At 59.3% G+C, this 15,382-nt stretch carries 13 protein-coding genes; 9 read left to right on the forward strand and 4 right to left on the reverse strand.

Annotated elements, in window-relative coordinates; all coding sequences use genetic code 11:
- The first annotated feature begins 38 nt into the window (after positions 1 to 38).
- From RIB87_RS01465 to RIB87_RS01480, 4 genes are all read left to right on the forward strand, one after another.
- A complete protein-coding gene (locus RIB87_RS01465; protein ID WP_350142756.1) occupies positions 39 to 1,025 on the forward strand; it encodes a HoxN/HupN/NixA family nickel/cobalt transporter in 987 nt (328 codons plus the stop codon).
- Between the two features lie 77 nt (positions 1,026 to 1,102).
- Positions 1,103 to 3,439 carry a DUF3604 domain-containing protein gene (locus RIB87_RS01470; RefSeq protein ID WP_350142758.1) on the forward strand — a complete coding sequence of 779 codons (2,337 nt, stop codon included), beginning with the start codon at positions 1,103 to 1,105 and terminating at the stop codon, positions 3,437 to 3,439.
- A complete protein-coding gene (locus RIB87_RS01475) occupies positions 3,439 to 4,344 on the forward strand; it encodes a peptidylprolyl isomerase (protein ID WP_350142760.1) in 906 nt (301 codons plus the stop codon). Before RIB87_RS01470 ends, RIB87_RS01475 begins: the two co-directional genes overlap by 1 nt.
- Before the next feature lie 101 nt (positions 4,345 to 4,445).
- Positions 4,446 to 5,594, forward strand: a complete 1,149-nt coding sequence (locus RIB87_RS01480; RefSeq protein ID WP_350142762.1) for a HupE/UreJ family protein — start codon at positions 4,446 to 4,448, stop codon at positions 5,592 to 5,594.
- On the opposite strand, the gene RIB87_RS01485 is transcribed toward RIB87_RS01480, so the two are convergent.
- On the reverse strand, positions 5,578 to 6,714 hold the full coding sequence (locus tag RIB87_RS01485) for a zinc ABC transporter substrate-binding protein (protein WP_350142764.1): 1,137 nt from the start codon (positions 6,712 to 6,714) through the stop codon (positions 5,578 to 5,580). The two genes, RIB87_RS01480 and RIB87_RS01485, sit on opposite strands and share 17 nt — an antisense overlap.
- A 132-nt stretch (positions 6,715 to 6,846) precedes the next feature.
- Between RIB87_RS01485 and RIB87_RS01490 the strand changes: the two genes are divergently transcribed.
- From RIB87_RS01490 to RIB87_RS01510, 5 genes are all read left to right on the forward strand, one after another.
- Positions 6,847 to 7,332 (forward strand): Fur family transcriptional regulator, encoded by a 486-nt coding sequence (locus RIB87_RS01490; protein ID WP_350142768.1) that lies wholly within the window; start codon positions 6,847 to 6,849, stop codon positions 7,330 to 7,332.
- Complete coding sequence (locus RIB87_RS01495) at positions 7,329 to 8,099, forward strand: ATP-binding cassette domain-containing protein (protein WP_350142771.1); 771 nt, start codon at positions 7,329 to 7,331, stop codon at positions 8,097 to 8,099. Before RIB87_RS01490 ends, RIB87_RS01495 begins: the two co-directional genes overlap by 4 nt.
- Positions 8,089 to 8,883 carry a metal ABC transporter permease gene (locus tag RIB87_RS01500; RefSeq protein ID WP_350142773.1) on the forward strand — a complete coding sequence of 265 codons (795 nt, stop codon included), beginning with the start codon at positions 8,089 to 8,091 and terminating at the stop codon, positions 8,881 to 8,883. Before RIB87_RS01495 ends, RIB87_RS01500 begins: the two co-directional genes overlap by 11 nt.
- 57 nt (positions 8,884 to 8,940) lie before the next feature.
- Entirely contained in the window at positions 8,941 to 10,461 is a 1,521-nt protein-coding gene (locus RIB87_RS01505; protein ID WP_350142775.1) for an AbgT family transporter, read from the forward strand.
- Positions 10,462 to 10,563: 102 nt separating this feature from the next.
- The gene (locus RIB87_RS01510) at positions 10,564 to 11,970 is read left to right on the forward strand and encodes an aldehyde dehydrogenase family protein (protein WP_350142777.1); all 1,407 of its coding nucleotides are present in this window, start codon (positions 10,564 to 10,566) and stop codon (positions 11,968 to 11,970) included.
- Positions 11,971 to 12,120: 150 nt separating this feature from the next.
- Here RIB87_RS01510 and RIB87_RS01515 read toward each other — a convergent pair whose 3' ends face one another.
- The 3 genes from RIB87_RS01515 to RIB87_RS01525 form a co-directional block, all read right to left on the reverse strand.
- On the reverse strand, positions 12,121 to 13,230 hold the full coding sequence (locus RIB87_RS01515) for an S-(hydroxymethyl)glutathione dehydrogenase/class III alcohol dehydrogenase (protein WP_350142780.1): 1,110 nt from the start codon (positions 13,228 to 13,230) through the stop codon (positions 12,121 to 12,123).
- Positions 13,231 to 13,309: 79 nt separating this feature from the next.
- Positions 13,310 to 14,410: a nickel/cobalt transporter gene (locus RIB87_RS01520; RefSeq protein WP_350142782.1), complete on the reverse strand. Its 1,101-nt coding sequence runs from the start codon at positions 14,408 to 14,410 to the stop codon at positions 13,310 to 13,312.
- 3 nt (positions 14,411 to 14,413) lie between these two features.
- On the reverse strand, positions 14,414 to 15,106 hold the full coding sequence (locus RIB87_RS01525) for a DUF1007 family protein (protein WP_350142786.1): 693 nt from the start codon (positions 15,104 to 15,106) through the stop codon (positions 14,414 to 14,416).
- Positions 15,107 to 15,382 lie beyond the last annotated feature (276 nt).

A 15,382-nucleotide genomic window follows, 5' to 3' on the forward strand; every position in this document is an offset into this window, starting at 1 on the left:
ATTCAATAGGCATAGTATGTACCATGTGGGGACAACACATGCGCAAATCCGTGGCAACGTCAGTTGCCGGTATATCATCGGTCATGTTCTGGTTGCTTGTGGCAACGAGCACAGCGTCGGCGTGCGCGATGCACGCGGGAATGTACAGCAATTTTTCGTTGATGGGCGAACTCGTCTATCAGGTCGAGCATCTGCACAGCTACCTGATGGTGGCACTTGCAAACGCTGAGGCAGCCGCCAAATCAGGACAGTTTTCGCAGGCAGCATTTCTGCCTTTGGGCATCGGTTTTTCTTACGGCGCGCTCCATGCGCTTGGCCCCGGCCACGGCAAGCTGGTGGTGGCCGGTTACTTTGCAGGTCGCCCTGCGCCCGCGCGCGAAGCCCTGCGCATGGCCAGCGAAATAGCCACGCTGCATGTTGGGTCGGCAGCCCTGATTGCCATCGTTGCCGCAGTTTTGCTCGGCGGTGTTATCGATGCCTCCGGCACAGCCTTTACTGTCGTCAAACTCGTCAGTTACGCACTGATCGCGGTCGCCGGTCTGGCCATGATCTATCGCGCCGTCGCCATCTGGCTGGCTGCCGATGGCATCAACCTGCCCTGGCCCGGCGGCGCGCAGGCACTTGGATGTGGCTGCGGACATGCCCACGACACCACGCCCAACCACAACCATGACCACAACCATGACCACGCCCATGCGCACCACGCCCACCAGACACAAGCCTCAGTCAATCGTGAGCGCGGGCTGTTGTCTTTCGCTGTCGGTGCCGTGCCATGCACCGGCGCACTTATTGCGGTGTTGTTTGCGCTTGCCAGCGGTGCATGGCTTGTCGGGCTGCTGACAGTAGCCGCCATCTCCATCGGCATGGGGGTAACGCTCGCAGCCGTTGGCCTTCTTACAATCTGGACGCGCGGCACCGTTTCGCCCGCAGCGTCCGGCACACTGACACTGATAAGCGGATTGGGCGGCCTTGTTGTGCTGCTGGTTGGTGCCGCCCTGTTCACGGGAACAGCGTCACTTATCTGACGAGTTCGGCGGACGTACCGCCTGAAAAACAAAACTGCCTGCAGCAAAGAACAGGCGGCTGAGGGGAGATGAAGCACATGCGGTATCTGTTGATAGGCGTCGTCGTGATCGGCGTTGCCCTTGCGGGTGGCTATTATTATCTGGCCAATTTTGCCGGTGAAACCATGCACGCAGGCGAGCCGGAGGGAACCGAGACCCCGCCGGAAGTTGTCGAAGCCCGCGAGGCTGCACAGGCACAGGCCGCCGCTGCTCTGGACGTTGCTGATCCCAAACAGATTTTGTTCGGCGACCTGCACGTCCACACAACATTTTCAACAGATGCTTTCCTGTGGGCCTTGCCGATGAACTCCGGCCCCGGCGCGCACCCGCTGGCAGATGCCTGTGACTTTGCCCGCCATTGTTCAGCGCTCGACTTCTGGTCAATCACCGATCACGCGGAAGCCTCAACGCCGCGCCGCTGGCAGGAAGCAAAAGACACAATCCGCCAGTGCAACGCGGTCGCCGGTGACCCCGATGACCCGGACATGGTGTCGTTCATGGGCTTCGAATGGACGCAGGTCGGAGCTACGCCTGACGAGCACTTCGGCCACAAGAACGTGATTTTCCGTGGCCTGGAGGACGACGAAGTATCGCCGCGCGCCATTGGCGCAGGCGGTGTGGCAACCGATGCATTGCGCGGCTCGATAGGTAATCTGCCGGTGGCCACTGCCATCGTGGACTGGTCAAACCGTGAGCCGTATTTGAACTTCCGTGAGTACATGCGCGAAACCCGCGATGTGCCCATGTGCGACGAAGGGGTGCCGTCCAACGAACTGGACCCTGCCTGTTACGAAAGCGCAGACACGCCCGGCGATCTGGCCCGCAAGCTGTTTGACGAACTTGAGCTTGATCCGCTGATTATTCCCCATGGCACAGCCTGGGGCTTTTACACCCCCACAGGCACCACGCTGGACAAGCAGCTCAAGGCCGATATGCGCCCTGAAAAACAGGAACTGATTGAGGTGATGTCGGGCCACGGCAACTCTGAAGAGTATCGCCCCTGGCGCGCCGCAACCATTGACGCCGACGGTAACATTGCCTGCCCTGCACCCAGCTACAATTATGTTCCCTCGTGCTGGCGGGGGGGAGAAATCATCCGTGCACGCTGCGAAGCTGCGGGTGAGGACGATGCCACATGCGACACCCGCGCGCGTGAAGCCCGACAGAACTTCGCGCAGCTTTCCATCGCCGGTCACATGACCATCAGCGGCGAAGACTCCACCGAGTATCTGGATGCGGGTCAGTGCCGCGATTGCTTCCTGCCGCCGTTCAACCATCGCCCCGGCACGTCGGTGCAATACGGCATGGCGATCAGCAATCTGGACGATCCCGACAACCCCAGGCGGTTCAACTGGGGCTTCATCGCCTCAAGCGACACCCACCGCGCCCGCCCGGGCACCGGCTACAAGGCCGTTGACCGTGAAAATCAGTCAGATGCGCGGGGTCCGCGCAGTCAGGCGTGGATGGACCGTCAGCGTCTGCCACAGGAAGAGCCGTTGGCACAATCCATTCCCCTGACGCAGGAAGACATTGCAGATGTGCCTGGCTTCCAGCTTGTGGAGTTCGAGCGTCAGGGCTCGTTCTGGACCGCCGGCGGCCTTGCCGCGGTACATTCTGAAGGTCGCGATCGCGACGCCATATTTGATGCCCTCAAGCGCAGGGAAACCTACGGCACATCCGGCCCCCGCATGTTGCTCTGGTTCGATATGATTGAGCCCGCAAATGCACCCGCGCCCGCCCCTGTTGATGAGACAACAGCAGGCAGCGAAGCACCGGATGCCGACGTTGCAGCGCCCGCAGTTCTTGCTTTTGATTCCGAACCTGTTGTTGTGGCCTCTATGGGCGCAACCGTTGAAAGCGATGTAAACCCCACTTTCCGCGTTCGCGCCGTTGGTGCCTTCAAGCAAAAACCCGGCTGTCCTGATCATGCCGGGGCCGCGCTGCCTGAAGACCGGTTTGAGATGCTGTGCCGGGGTGAATGCTACAACCCTACCGACACACGTAACGTGATAGATCGCATTGAGATCATCCGTATACGTCCGCAGATTGATGGCACCGAAGACGTTGCTGATCTGGTGGATGATGCATTCATCACCCACCAGTGCGAGGCGGATGAAAGCGGTTGCTCATTCACGTTTACGGACCCTGAGTATGCTGAGCTTGGTCGCGACACGCTCTACTACGCACGCGCCGTGCAGGAAAAAACGCCTGCCATCAACGGTGCCAATCTGCGGTGTGACTACGATGACGACGGCAACTGCATAAAGGTAAACCCATGCTACGCCGACTTCCGCACTGCCCCTGATGATGCCTGTTTGGCGGATGTGGGGCACCGCGCGTGGTCGTCGCCCATCTATGTAAACTGGCGCGGCTAGTGACGCTGCTGAAGGATGCAAGCCGGGTACGTATCGCCGGGGCGGCTGTCATACTGGGCCTTGTGCTTGGTTTGTGGGGTGCCCTGGCACAAAACCCTTTTGCGCCCTGGGGAGGCGAACAAGGCATTGCGGCGACGGTGAACGCTGCCGTCGTAACGGCAGATGATGTGACGCTCGCAATTGAAGCCGTGGCCGCTGACAAGCGCAACGAAATGACACAGGCCGACCGCGCGCGCATCTTGGGTCGCCTGATTGATGAAGAGCTGCTTATTCAGCGCGGCGTTGAGGTTGGCCTTGTGGACAGCGACAACACCGTCCGCAAGGCCATTGTCAACGCCATGATCGTGTCAGTGATTGATGACGCTGCCAATATGGAGCCTACAGAGGCCGACTTGAGGCAACTGTATGAAGAAAGTCCGGCGCTTTTTTCCGGTGTTGGTCGTGTGCAGGTCAAACAGATATTCGTGCGCAACGGTCCACAATCAGACCAAACGCTGGCCGCCATACGTGAGGCGCTGAACGCCGGTGAAACTTTCAGCAGTGTGCGAGCCCGATACGCAGATCCTGTAACCCTGCCTGTGCCTGACGGGCCGCTGCCATATTCGAAGCTGCGAGACTATACGGGACCCACTGCGGCTACAGCCCTCAGTACACTGAGCAAGGGCGAGATATCCGATCCCCTCCCCGTTCCCGGCGGTCAAAGCGTTTTTAAGGTTGTCGCCACTCTTCCGGGCACACCACGTCCGTTTGCTGATGTCCGTTCTCTGGTCGAGGCCGAGTTCATCCGCAGACGCGGAGACGCAGCTCTGCGCCACTACCTTGACTGGTTATGGTCACGCGCGGAAATAGACTTCGCGGACGGATATGCCGCCGAACCTGAGGCACATCCGCAGGTCATCCGGTGATCTGGTCAGCCGCGCGTCTGAGAGGCATCGCCGCTGGTGTCCTGCTTGCTTTAACAACAGCACTGGCATGGCCTGCCTCGGCACATACCCGCAGCCAGTCAATGTCATCTCTCACATTGGCGGGCGATACCGTTACCATCACCTTTCAGGCCAGCGCCCGCGAAGTAACACGCCTGGGCGTGTTGGACCCGCAGGCGGTAAGTCTGCCCTCGCTGTTTGCCACGCACCTGGCGCAATCCGTCACCATTGAGCGTGGCGACGCCATGTGTGCGTTGACCAGGGCCCCTGCACCACGCCGGGCGAGCACCGCTGAATTGCGTTTTGAATTGACGTTTCAATGTCCCGCCACACAGGCGCAGGCGCCTGTGCGTGTCACCAACAATGCATTTTTTCCTGTTGCCAGCCGCCACATCCACTTTGCCCGCGCCCGCGCTGCAGATGGCGCGTTTGAAGAACGGTTGATGACGGCGACCAACCGCACGGCAACATTTGTGTTTTCAAGTGACGGTGCGGTTGCCCCGATCATCGAAACGGCTTCGGCAACGCTCATGCGGTATGTCTCGCTTGGCACCCAGCATATTCTGGAAGGGATTGACCATGTGGCCTTCCTGATAGGCCTGCTGTTGCTGTGCCGCCGCCTGCGCGACGTCGTGTTTGTCGTGACCGGATTCACCATTGGTCACAGCATTACCCTCAGCCTGGCCGTGCTTGGCCTCGCCGTGCCCAACCCGCCGGTTGTGGAAGCCCTCATCGCCTTCACAATCATGCTGGTGGCTGTTGAAAGTCTCGCCGCGCCGCGCGGGCTTGCAGCCGGTGCCACCGCATTGGCGCTTGGCCTGCTGGCGATATTGGCATGTATCAGCATGGTTATGGGTGGTGCCCTGCCAACGCTTGTCTGGGTTGGTCTCATACTGCTGGTAGGCGGCTATGCTTTTCTGACCCGCGATCAACACCACTCCCTACGCCTATTGCCATGGCTCACAGGCGTGTTTGGGCTGGTTCACGGCTTTGGGTTTGCCGGCGTACTGTTGGAACTCGGCCTGCCAGCGGAGCGGCTGGCATTGGCGTTGTTCGGCTTCAATGTGGGAGTCGAACTTGGGCAGCTATTGCTCGTGATCGCGGTTTGGAGTGCCGCCATGCTCGTCGCTCCGCGCCTTTCGGGCACAACAACGATCAGCATTCGCACGGCTGCGGCAACCGTATTGTGCATTGCCGGAAGTTACTGGTTTGCCTTTAGGGCGTTTGCGTAGCATCCGGGCTCAGGCAGGTCAGCATGTTGTCTGCCAGCGCGCGCATCAGTTGCTCATACAGGTCTGCGCCCGGCGTGATATCAGCACCCACCGGGTCCAGTACCGATGTTCGTGTCGGCGTTCCCTCGGTGATGGCGTCCAGGATTGCCGGCCGAAACTGCGGCTCGGCAAAAACACACTTTGCACCACGCTCGGCAATGCGCGTTTGAATGGCGCGTACTCTTTGGGCACCGGGGGCCACTTCGGGTGACACCGTGACAGAGCCAACGCTCCCCAGATCATACCGCGTCTCGAAATACTGATATGCGTCATGAAAAACAATGAACGGCACCTGCTGGATCGGCGCTAGCGCCTCCATGAGAGAGGCATCCATTGCATTCAGCCGCTCTGCCTGGCGTGCATGGTTGGCTGCATAATAGTCTGCGTCAGCGGGTGTAATTGCGCCCAGCGCATCAGCCACAGCAGCGCTTAGAGCCACAGCGTTGCGAGGGTCAAGCCAGACATGTCCGTCAACGTCTAGCGCAGCATGATCCTCATCCGCATGGCCATCGTGTTTAGCATGGTCGTCGTGTTTAGCGTGGTCGTCATGTGCGTGATCATCGTGTTTGGCATGGTCATGTTCATCGCCATGCTTTTTGTGCCCATGGTCATCTGCATGAGCATGGTCATCGTGATCAGCATGGTCATCATGCTTCGCATGGTCATGTCCGCCGTGATCGTGCGAATGGCCGTGCGCATGGTCGTGCGCATCCCACAACCCTCCGGCACGGATCGGCAGCAGCACGGCATCTTCAAGTTTTGTCATGCTGATAATCTGCGCCTCTGGCGCAAGTTGCTCAATTCGTCCGTCCAGAAATGTCTCAAGCTGAGGCCCTACCCAGACAACCAGCTCTGCCTCGCTTAACGCGCGCGCATCGGAGGGTCTGAGGTTGTAGGAGTGTGGTGATGCATTGCCGGGAACCAGCAGATGCGCTTCAGATTTGTCACCAAGCACACCGCTGACGATTGAATGAACTGCCGGAATGGTCGCAACCACCCCTGGCGCATTCTGCGCATTGGTGTCAGATGTGTCGGCTCCAGCCGCGCCCGAAAACACCGTGAGGGCCACAACCGCACTCAATGTTTTAATCCCACACCGTAGCAACATTGGCCTACTCTCCATGCAACATTCCTGGCAACAGTCTTGCCTAAGTTCGGATGTGTTATATTATCACACACCGTCTTTCGCAAGATAAACAACCGTGAGCAATCAATGGCCACCCGGATGCAGCCACAGGGCTTTCCGTCAGAATCCCATGATCACACCCGCTGCCGCAGCGGCGCGCTCGCCTGTGCGAAAAAGCAACTGGCGCAAACCGGCGCCCGCCTCACGGCCGACCGGGAAGCCGTTCTGAATGTGTTGCTGGCCGGTCATCAGGCTCTTGGTGCCTACGATATTATGGGGCAGATCGACTGGCGCGGCCGCCGCCCAGCCCCCTCGGTTGTTTACAGAGCACTGGATTTTCTTGTCAGCAACGGACTGGCCCACAAGGTTGAAAGCCGTAATGCGTTTATGGCCTGTCCAAGCGCCGGCCATGCGCACAAGCCGATGATTCTGGTCTGCACGTCCTGTGGCCAGGTTGCGGAGTTCGAAGCTCCCGCCATTTCGCGGGCCGTCACCCGCGTGGCGCAGGACAGTGATTTCAAGCCGGTGCAGACAACGGTTGAAGTCTCCGGTTTGTGTGGAGCGTGCGCGTGACGCCCCCATCTTTGATTGCCGCGAACAAAATCGGGGTGACGATCGGCGGGCGTACGCTGCTGCACGACATTGATCTGCGCGTGGAGCCAGGCCAGATCGTCACGATCATTGGCCCTAACGGCGGTGGCAAGACCACCCTTGTACGCGCGCTCCTGAACCTCGTGCCGCTCAGCGCAGGCACCGTAACGCAAAAGCCCGGCCTAACTGTGGGCTACGTGCCGCAAAAGCTCACGCTCAACCCGATGATGCCGGTCAGCGTCGCCCGCCTGATGAGCGCAACCATGCGCGCCAGCCGGGCACAGGTGCATGATGCCCTGACCGAAACCGGCGTGGCACACCTGACAGATGCCTCCGTCCACACACTTTCAGGCGGTGAGTTCCGCCGTGTATTGCTGGCCCGCGCGCTCATCCGTCAGCCAGATTTGCTGGTGCTGGACGAGCCGGTGACGGGCGTCGATCACGCGGGCGAGTTGGCGCTCTACGCGTTGATCCAGCGCATCCGGGATGAGCGCGGCTGCGGTGTGCTGATGATTTCCCACGATCTGCATGTGGTGATGGCTGCAACCGACAACGTTGTATGCCTCAACGGCCATGTGTGCTGCACGGGCCAGCCCCACGAGGTGTCGCAACACTCGGAATATGTCCGCCTGTTCGGACCCAAGGCGGCTGATGCTCTGGCCTTCTACGAACACCGCCACGACCATGAACATGGCCTTTCCGACAGCATCGAAGGCCACGGCGCAAAGGATCATTCCCATGCTGGATGATTTTTTTGTCCGCGCCATGTTGGCCGCCGTCGGTGTGGGCGTTATGGCCGGGCCATTAGGCTGCTTCGTGGTGTGGCGACGCATGGCCTATTTTGGCGACACGACGGCTCACGCAGCGCTGCTTGGTATCGGTCTTGGCATCGTGCTTGGCATCAACCTTACTTTGGGTGTTGCTCTGGTAACGGTCACAGTCGCGCTGTTGCTGCTGACACTGGAAAACCGCGTTGGTCTGGCGCTGGATACACTGCTTGGCATTCTGGCACACGCATCGCTTGCTCTGGGCGTCATCATCATCGCCCTCACACCTGGTCTGCGCGTTGACCTCACCGCATATCTGTTTGGCGATGTGCTGGCGGTGACAGCATCTGACCTCGCCATTATCTTCGGCCTTGCCGCCGCTGTGCTGGCCATCCTGATGTATATCTGGCGTCCGCTCGTGGCAGCCACCATGGACGAAGAACTGGCCGCCGCCGAGGGCGTGAACCCCGCATACCAGCGGATTGCACTCGTGTTGCTGCTGGCCATCATGATTGCGGTAGCGATGAAAGTTGTCGGCGTGTTGCTGGTGACAGCACTGCTCATCATTCCCGCGGCCTCTGCGCGCCGGTTTGCGTCATCGCCCGAACATATGGCCATTGGTGCCGGGCTGCTTGCCGTCGCTTCAGCTATTGGCGGCCTTTTTCTGTCGCTGTATCTCGACACACCCTCCGGCCCGTCTATCGTGATTGCAGCGGCCTTTATCTTTGCCGTCAGCCTCCTGCCTTTGGGGCTGCGAAAAGGTTAGACTTGGTGGATTCGATCTGGGAGCCGTCGCCAAAACGGCACAGGGGGACGAAACGCCATGACCACCGCACCGCCAAACCGAAGTCTGCTGACCCGCTTCCTGGATAGCGTGGAGCGTACCGGCAATGCTCTGCCGGACCCCGTCACGTTATTTGCGTTGATGATCGTGTTTGTCGTCATCGCATCGGTTATTGCCTCAGCAGCCGGTGTCGCCGTTCCCCACCCCGGCACCGGCGACGTTGTGGCAGCCCAAAACCTGCTTGCACCAGAACAGCTACAGCGCCTGTTCGTGGAAATGCCAACAACCTTCACCAGCTTCGCGCCCCTTGGGTATGTGCTGCTGGTGATGCTGGGCGTCGGCGTAGCCGAAAAAACCGGCTTCCTGACCGTCGCCCTGCGTTCGCTTGTGGCGGGTGTGCGTCCGCGGCTGATTACCGCAGCGCTTGTGTTCGCCGGTGTCATGTCGTCACTGGCCGCCGATGCCGGATACGTCGTACTCATTCCGCTTGGTGCGGCGATTTTTATGGGTGCAGGCCGCCATCCCGTCGCGGGTCTTGCTGCGGGCTTTGCCGGTGTTGCCGGTGGCTTCAGCGCTAACCTCATTCTGACCCCGCTGGACCCGTTGCTGGCCGGCATAACTCAGGAAGCCGCCCGCCTGGTGGCTGCTGACTATGTGGTGGATGTGACCGCCAACTACTATTTGATGCTGGCGCTGGTGCCGGTGTTCGTCATTGTTGGCACATGGGTAACAGACAAAATAGTTGAGCCACGTTTGCCCAAATGGACGCCAACACACACCAAACTGGATGTTCCCGACGCTGACATAAGTGCTGTCGAACGTCGCGGCATACAGGCCGCTGTGGCATCGCTGCTGGCTATCATCGCCGCAGTTGCGGCACTCGCCTGGGCACCCGGCTTTCCCTTGCGTGGCGATGACGGCTCGTTTCTGCCGCTTATGCGCAGCCTCGTCACCATCATGTTTTTGACGTTTCTGATTGCAGGCATCACCTATGGCATCACCACCCGCGTCATCAGGTCCGACAAGGATGTGGTGAAGATGATGGCCGAAGCCATGTCAGACCTTGGTGTCTATATCGTGCTCGCGTTCATCGCGGCGCATTTCATTGCCATGTTCAACTGGTCCAATCTTGGCGTCATCAGTGCCGTGGTGGGGGCAGACGCGCTGCGGTCAATCGGGTTTGACGGCTCGCCGCTGCTGGTATCTCTCATCATGCTGGCCGCAACCATCAACATTCTGGTCGGTAGTGCGTCAGCCAAATGGGCGTTTCTGGCACCCATCTTCGTACCAATGCTGATGTTGCTTGGCCTGTCACCGGAAGCGACCCAGGCGGCCTATCGCATTGGTGACAGCTCTACCAACATGATTACGCCGCTGCTACCGTATTTCCCGCTGATCCTGATTGTCGGCAAACGCTACGATCCCAATTTCGGCATCGGGACGCTGGTGGCCACCATGCTGCCGTTCGCCGTTGCGTTCGGCATTGCCTCCACCACGTTGTTTGTCGGCTGGATGGCCTTTGGCCTGCCACTTGGTCCGGGTGTCTCCGGCACCTATTAGCGAACCTCTAAAACAGTTTTGCGTATCTCAAATACGCGATAGGCTTTCCGCCAACAAAAACTGCGTGCGGAAAGTCCGGCACGCTACAGGGAGACGTAAAACATGAGCGATCAGTATCACCTGCTTATCGGCGGCAAGCTCGTTGACGGCGACATGACAATGGATGTGGTGAACCCCGCCACCGAAGACGTGATTGTGGCCGCCCCGCGCGCCAGCGAAGCGCAGCTAAACGAGGCTGTTGCTGCTGCCAAGGCCGCATTCCCAGCATGGGCCGCCACCCCCATCGAACAGCGGCGCACGGTCATCAACGCCATAGCAGGTGCCATTGAAGCAGAGGCCGAGAGCTTTGCCCGCCTGCTCACCCAGGAGCAGGGCAAGCCCCTGCAGGATGCGACCGGCGAAGTGCTGGGCACGGTTGCCTTCATGCGCTACTTCGCAACGCTGGATATGCCGGTAAAAGTTCTGGACGACAGCGACGGTCGCCGCGTGGAAGCCCACCGCAAGCCGCTTGGTGTGATCGGAGCCATCGTCCCGTGGAACTTCCCGATGATCCTGATGGCATTCAAACTGCCCCCGGCACTGCTGGCCGGCAATACGGTAGTGCTGAAGCCTGCCCCCACAACACCGCTGACAACCCTCAAGCTGGCAGGTCTGCTGAAAGACATTGTGCCCGCAGGTGTGGTGAACGTCATAACCGATGCCAATGACCTTGGCGCGCCACTGACGGCACATCCCGACATCCGCAAAGTTTCGTTCACCGGCTCAACGGCCACCGGGGCCAAGGTCATGGCCGGTGCCGCCAGCCTGCTCAAGCGTGTAACTCTGGAGCTTGGCGGCAATGACGCGGGAATTGTGCTGGACGACGTGAACCCCAAGGAAGCCGCGCCAAAACTTTTTCAGTCAGCATTCCAGAACTCCGGTCAGGTCTGCATCGCCATGAAGCGGTTGTATGTGCATGAGAGCATCTACGACGAAATGTGCGCGGAGCTTGCCCAGCTTGCCGAGGCGGCCATCATTGGTGATGGACTGGAACAGGGCACCCAGCTTGGACCGCTGCAAAACAAGATGCAGTATGACAAGGTGAAGGAGCTGATTGAGGATGCCCGTGGCAACGGCAAGATCATTGCCGGTGGGACGACCCCCGACAGCAAGGGCTATTTCATCCGCCCCACCATCGTGCGCGATATTTCAGATGGCACACGGCTTGTGGACGAGGAGCAGTTCGGCCCCGTTCTGCCGGTCATCAAATATAGTGATGCAGACGACGCCGTGGCGCGTGCCAATGCCTCGCCCTATGGGCTTGGCGGCTCCATCTGGGCGAAGGACACAGACCGCGCTTACGCGTTGGCCGATAAGATGGACGCAGGCACGGTATGGGTGAACAAGCACGCTGAACTCGACCCGATGATCCCGTTTGGCGGTTCAAAAATGTCGGGCGTTGGTGCGGAGCTTGGCGCAGATGGGCTGGAAGAGTTCACCCAACTCAAGATCATCAATATGGCGCGCTAAGCATTTGATTTCGAATCTCTAATCGGAGCGGGCCGTGGATGCATTCTACGGCCCGTTCTCTTTGTGAGCAGTGCAAACGCAGAGTGTTTCAGGGCAATCAAACGATCGCGGCAATCACTCTTGGTATCTCGGCCGCACACATCCAAACCGTCAGTACACGACCACACTGCGGATACTTTCCCCCGCATCCATCAGATCAAACCCCTTGTTGATATCCTCTAGCGCAAGCGTGTGCGTGATCATCGGGTCGATCTCGATCTTTCCGTCCATGTACCAGTCAACAATCTGAGGCACATCCGTGCGCCCTCGCGCGCCACCAAATGCCGTGCCGCGCCAATGGCGTCCGGTCACAAGCTGAAACGGTCGCGTCGAAATCTCGGCCCCCGCCGGTGCCACGCCAATGATGATGGACTGCCCCCAGCCCTTATGCGCACTCTCAAGCGCCACGCGCATCACATCCGTATTGCCGATGCACTCAAAGGTGTAGTCGCCGCCACCGCCGGTAAGATCAATCAGATAAGCCGTCAGATCGCCGGTTACCTGCGCCGGATTGACAAAATGCGTCATGCCGAACCTGCGGCCCCACGCCTCGCGCTCATCATTGAGGTCAACGCCCACAATCATCCGCGCGCCTGCCATGCGCAGCCCCTGCACCACATTCAGGCCGATGCCGCCAAGGCCAAACACAATGGCCACCGAGCCTTCTTCAACCCTGGCTGTATGAATGACCGCGCCGATGCCGGTGGTCACGCCACAACCGATGTAACAGATCTTGTCGAACGGCGCGTCCCGCCGCACCTTGGCCAGCGCTATCTCCGGCAGCACCGTGAAGTTGGAAAAGGTTGAGGTGCCCATATAGTGATGAACGGGCTTGCCACCGACGGAAAAGCGGCTCGTTCCGTCCGGCATCAGTCCCTGCCCCTGCGTGGATCTTATTTTCTGACACAGGTTTGTTTTCGGATTACGGCAATACTCACACTCACCGCATTCAGGCGTGTACAGAGGAATGACATGGTCATCCGCAGCCAGCGATGTAACGCCCTGCCCGATCTCCCGCACAATACCGGCGCCCTCATGCCCCAGAATGGACGGGAAAAGTCCTTCCGGGTCTTTGCCCGATAAGGTGAACTCATCAGTGTGGCAGATGCCGGTGGCCATGATTTCCACCAGCACCTCGCCTGCACGCGGGCCGTCAAGGTCAGCCTCGACAATTGCAAGTGGGCGACCGGCTTCAACGGCAAGGGCGGCGCGGGTTTTCATGGGCAATAACTCTCCGGCAAATGAGTGTGACCCAAAGCAATACGCAATGGCTGCAGCACCAGCAAGGCGGCTTAAGTCCCTAGATTACCAAAATAGCGCCGGCTGGCTGAGTGGCGCTGGCATAGGCCAGCATCCCGCCCATCACCATCAGGATCAGCCCCCCGATGATGGCAATGCCGTGCGCCGTGAGCGCTACACGCGCATCATCAAGCCGTGTCAGCGCCCACGCCGTATCGCGCGCGCCGACGGCGGCAAGGGCTATCAGCGCCACGGCGAACGCCGTGCCCGCAGACATGGCCAGCACAGCCGCGATACCGGCAAACGTCATACCCACAGCCTGCGCAAATACCAGCACAAGCACCGCGCCCGAGCATGGCCGCAGACCAATGGAAAAAACCACGCCCGCCATTTCGCGTAACGACCCCGCATTTATCGCCTGCTGCGGTGTCGGCACATGAGCGTGGCCACACGAGGCATCATGCGTATGATCCTTTTCACAACTGTGATCGTGCTCATGATCATGGTCATGCCCGTGCCCGCGTCCGTGGTCATGCGTATGCCCGCCCAGCGAATAGCCAAAGCGCGGCGCCAGTGCCTGCACGGATCGCCAGACAAGCCATGTACCGACCAGCGCTACCAGCGTGAAACTGGCCGCCTCAAGCCACTGCACGAAAATGCCTGAACTGCGCATGGCCAGGCCGAACACCGCAATGATGCCGCTGACCACCACAATCGCTGTTACGCCCTGCATGAACGATGACGCGGCTGCGAGCGCCAGACTGCGCTTGAGTGCTGTCGGCTGCGTTAAAAGATAGGCCGACAGCACGGCCTTGCCATGCCCCGGCCCTGCCGCATGAAACAACCCATACATAAAGCTCAACGAGATCAGCACCCATGCCGCGCTGGCCGAGCCTTCGGAGCGCAAGTCGCGGATCGCACCTGCAAGCAACCTATGCAACCGCTGCTGCTCTGCCTGAATGTAAAGAACAGTACGTGCAAAAAACGATGGCTCACTCGCCGCATTCGTTGTGCTCTGTGCGACTGAAACAGTATCCTGGCCGGGCATGGCACTGGCGGGCACGGCAATGGAGGGCACGGCGATAGGGGACATGGCAATGGCGGGTACATGCGCAAACAACATGGCGCACAGCAGCACAAAGGCCGAAACACAAACGCGCATAGTTTAGTTTGTCTCCCGGTCTTTTTCCGCCCGGCAATCGATCACAACGGTTTCCGCAAACATGGCACCCAGTGTGTCCGGGCCTGTTTCCAGCCGGTCCAGCGAGGCGGCCAGACTTATCATTTCAAATGTCGGGTTGGGGCGTTGTAAATCAGAGGTGCAGGTGCTCGGTGGTGACCCGGTCATCAAAACGCCCGTGTCCTTCTCATGCAGCATTTCAATAAAGTACTGTGGATCAAATACCGAATAACTCACCGGCCAGTCAGTGAGGTCAATCGGTGCGGGAGCATCCACAGTAAAGGTAATCTCAAGGCGGTTGTCAGGCCGAAGCCGCGCGCTCTCACTGTGGCCCTTTAATTCCAGCCGCCCGTCCTTGCCTTCTACACGCATGAGATATCCGTACTCAGCAATGTTGGTCAGCAGGTCAGATGCATAGCCCGCAAGCTGACTGTCGCTGGGCGAAGTGCCATCGCTGACACCAAAGTCCTCAAGCTGAAAGACAGTATAAAACTCATCAAACGCCCAGATATGGCGCAGGCCCGTCAGTTCGCCGTCCTCATTGAAAATCGACGAGACCGTCATGTCTATCCAGACATGCGGGTGAGACTTGGCCGGTCCTCCCGGCGCAAGTATGACGGTAAGTGCTGCCGCAAACGCCAGCAGGCGGGAACGCGCTGAACTGGTTCTGGAAATCATGGGACGTCTGGTCCGTTGTACCAATAAGTGTACCAAAAAGTGGCCGATGAATCCCCCGACAAACACTATAGCGCATCTGTCAGTAAATGGCCCATGAACGACGGGTGTTTTCTCAAGTGAAATGTCGGCGCGAATTACTCCGGCGCAAGGCTTGGCAACCCGCCCTGTACCCGGCAAACTGCCGTAAAGGTTAAGTATTGCGTGGGGCTACCACACTAATTCGCACTCTGATTAGTAGTTTTCAGGGAGCTGCATTTCAAAGAAGGAACATCACCT

The organism is Pyruvatibacter sp. (assembly GCF_040219635.1).
Classification (GTDB): Bacteria; Pseudomonadota; Alphaproteobacteria; order CGMCC-115125; family CGMCC-115125; genus Pyruvatibacter.

Bases quoted from the DNA above. Each gene is read 5' to 3' on its own strand.
- RIB87_RS01490 (WP_350142768.1), top strand. From the start codon at position 6,847: ATGGCCACCCGGATGCAGCCACAGGGCTTTCCGTCAGAATCCCATGAT.
- RIB87_RS01515 (WP_350142780.1), bottom strand. From the start codon at position 13,230: ATGAAAACCCGCGCCGCCCTTGCCGTTGAAGCCGGTCGCCCACTTGCA.
- RIB87_RS01525 (WP_350142786.1), bottom strand. From the start codon at position 15,106: ATGATTTCCAGAACCAGTTCAGCGCGTTCCCGCCTGCTGGCGTTTGCG.
- RIB87_RS01480 (WP_350142762.1), top strand. From the start codon at position 4,446: ATGTCATCTCTCACATTGGCGGGCGATACCGTTACCATCACCTTTCAG.
- RIB87_RS01520 (WP_350142782.1), bottom strand. From the start codon at position 14,410: ATGCGCGTTTGTGTTTCGGCCTTTGTGCTGCTGTGCGCCATGTTGTTT.
- RIB87_RS01500 (WP_350142773.1), top strand. From the start codon at position 8,089: ATGCTGGATGATTTTTTTGTCCGCGCCATGTTGGCCGCCGTCGGTGTG.
- RIB87_RS01470 (WP_350142758.1), top strand. From the start codon at position 1,103: ATGCGGTATCTGTTGATAGGCGTCGTCGTGATCGGCGTTGCCCTTGCG.
- RIB87_RS01465 (WP_350142756.1), top strand. From the start codon at position 39: ATGCGCAAATCCGTGGCAACGTCAGTTGCCGGTATATCATCGGTCATG.
- RIB87_RS01510 (WP_350142777.1), top strand. From the start codon at position 10,564: ATGAGCGATCAGTATCACCTGCTTATCGGCGGCAAGCTCGTTGACGGC.
- RIB87_RS01505 (WP_350142775.1), top strand. From the start codon at position 8,941: ATGACCACCGCACCGCCAAACCGAAGTCTGCTGACCCGCTTCCTGGAT.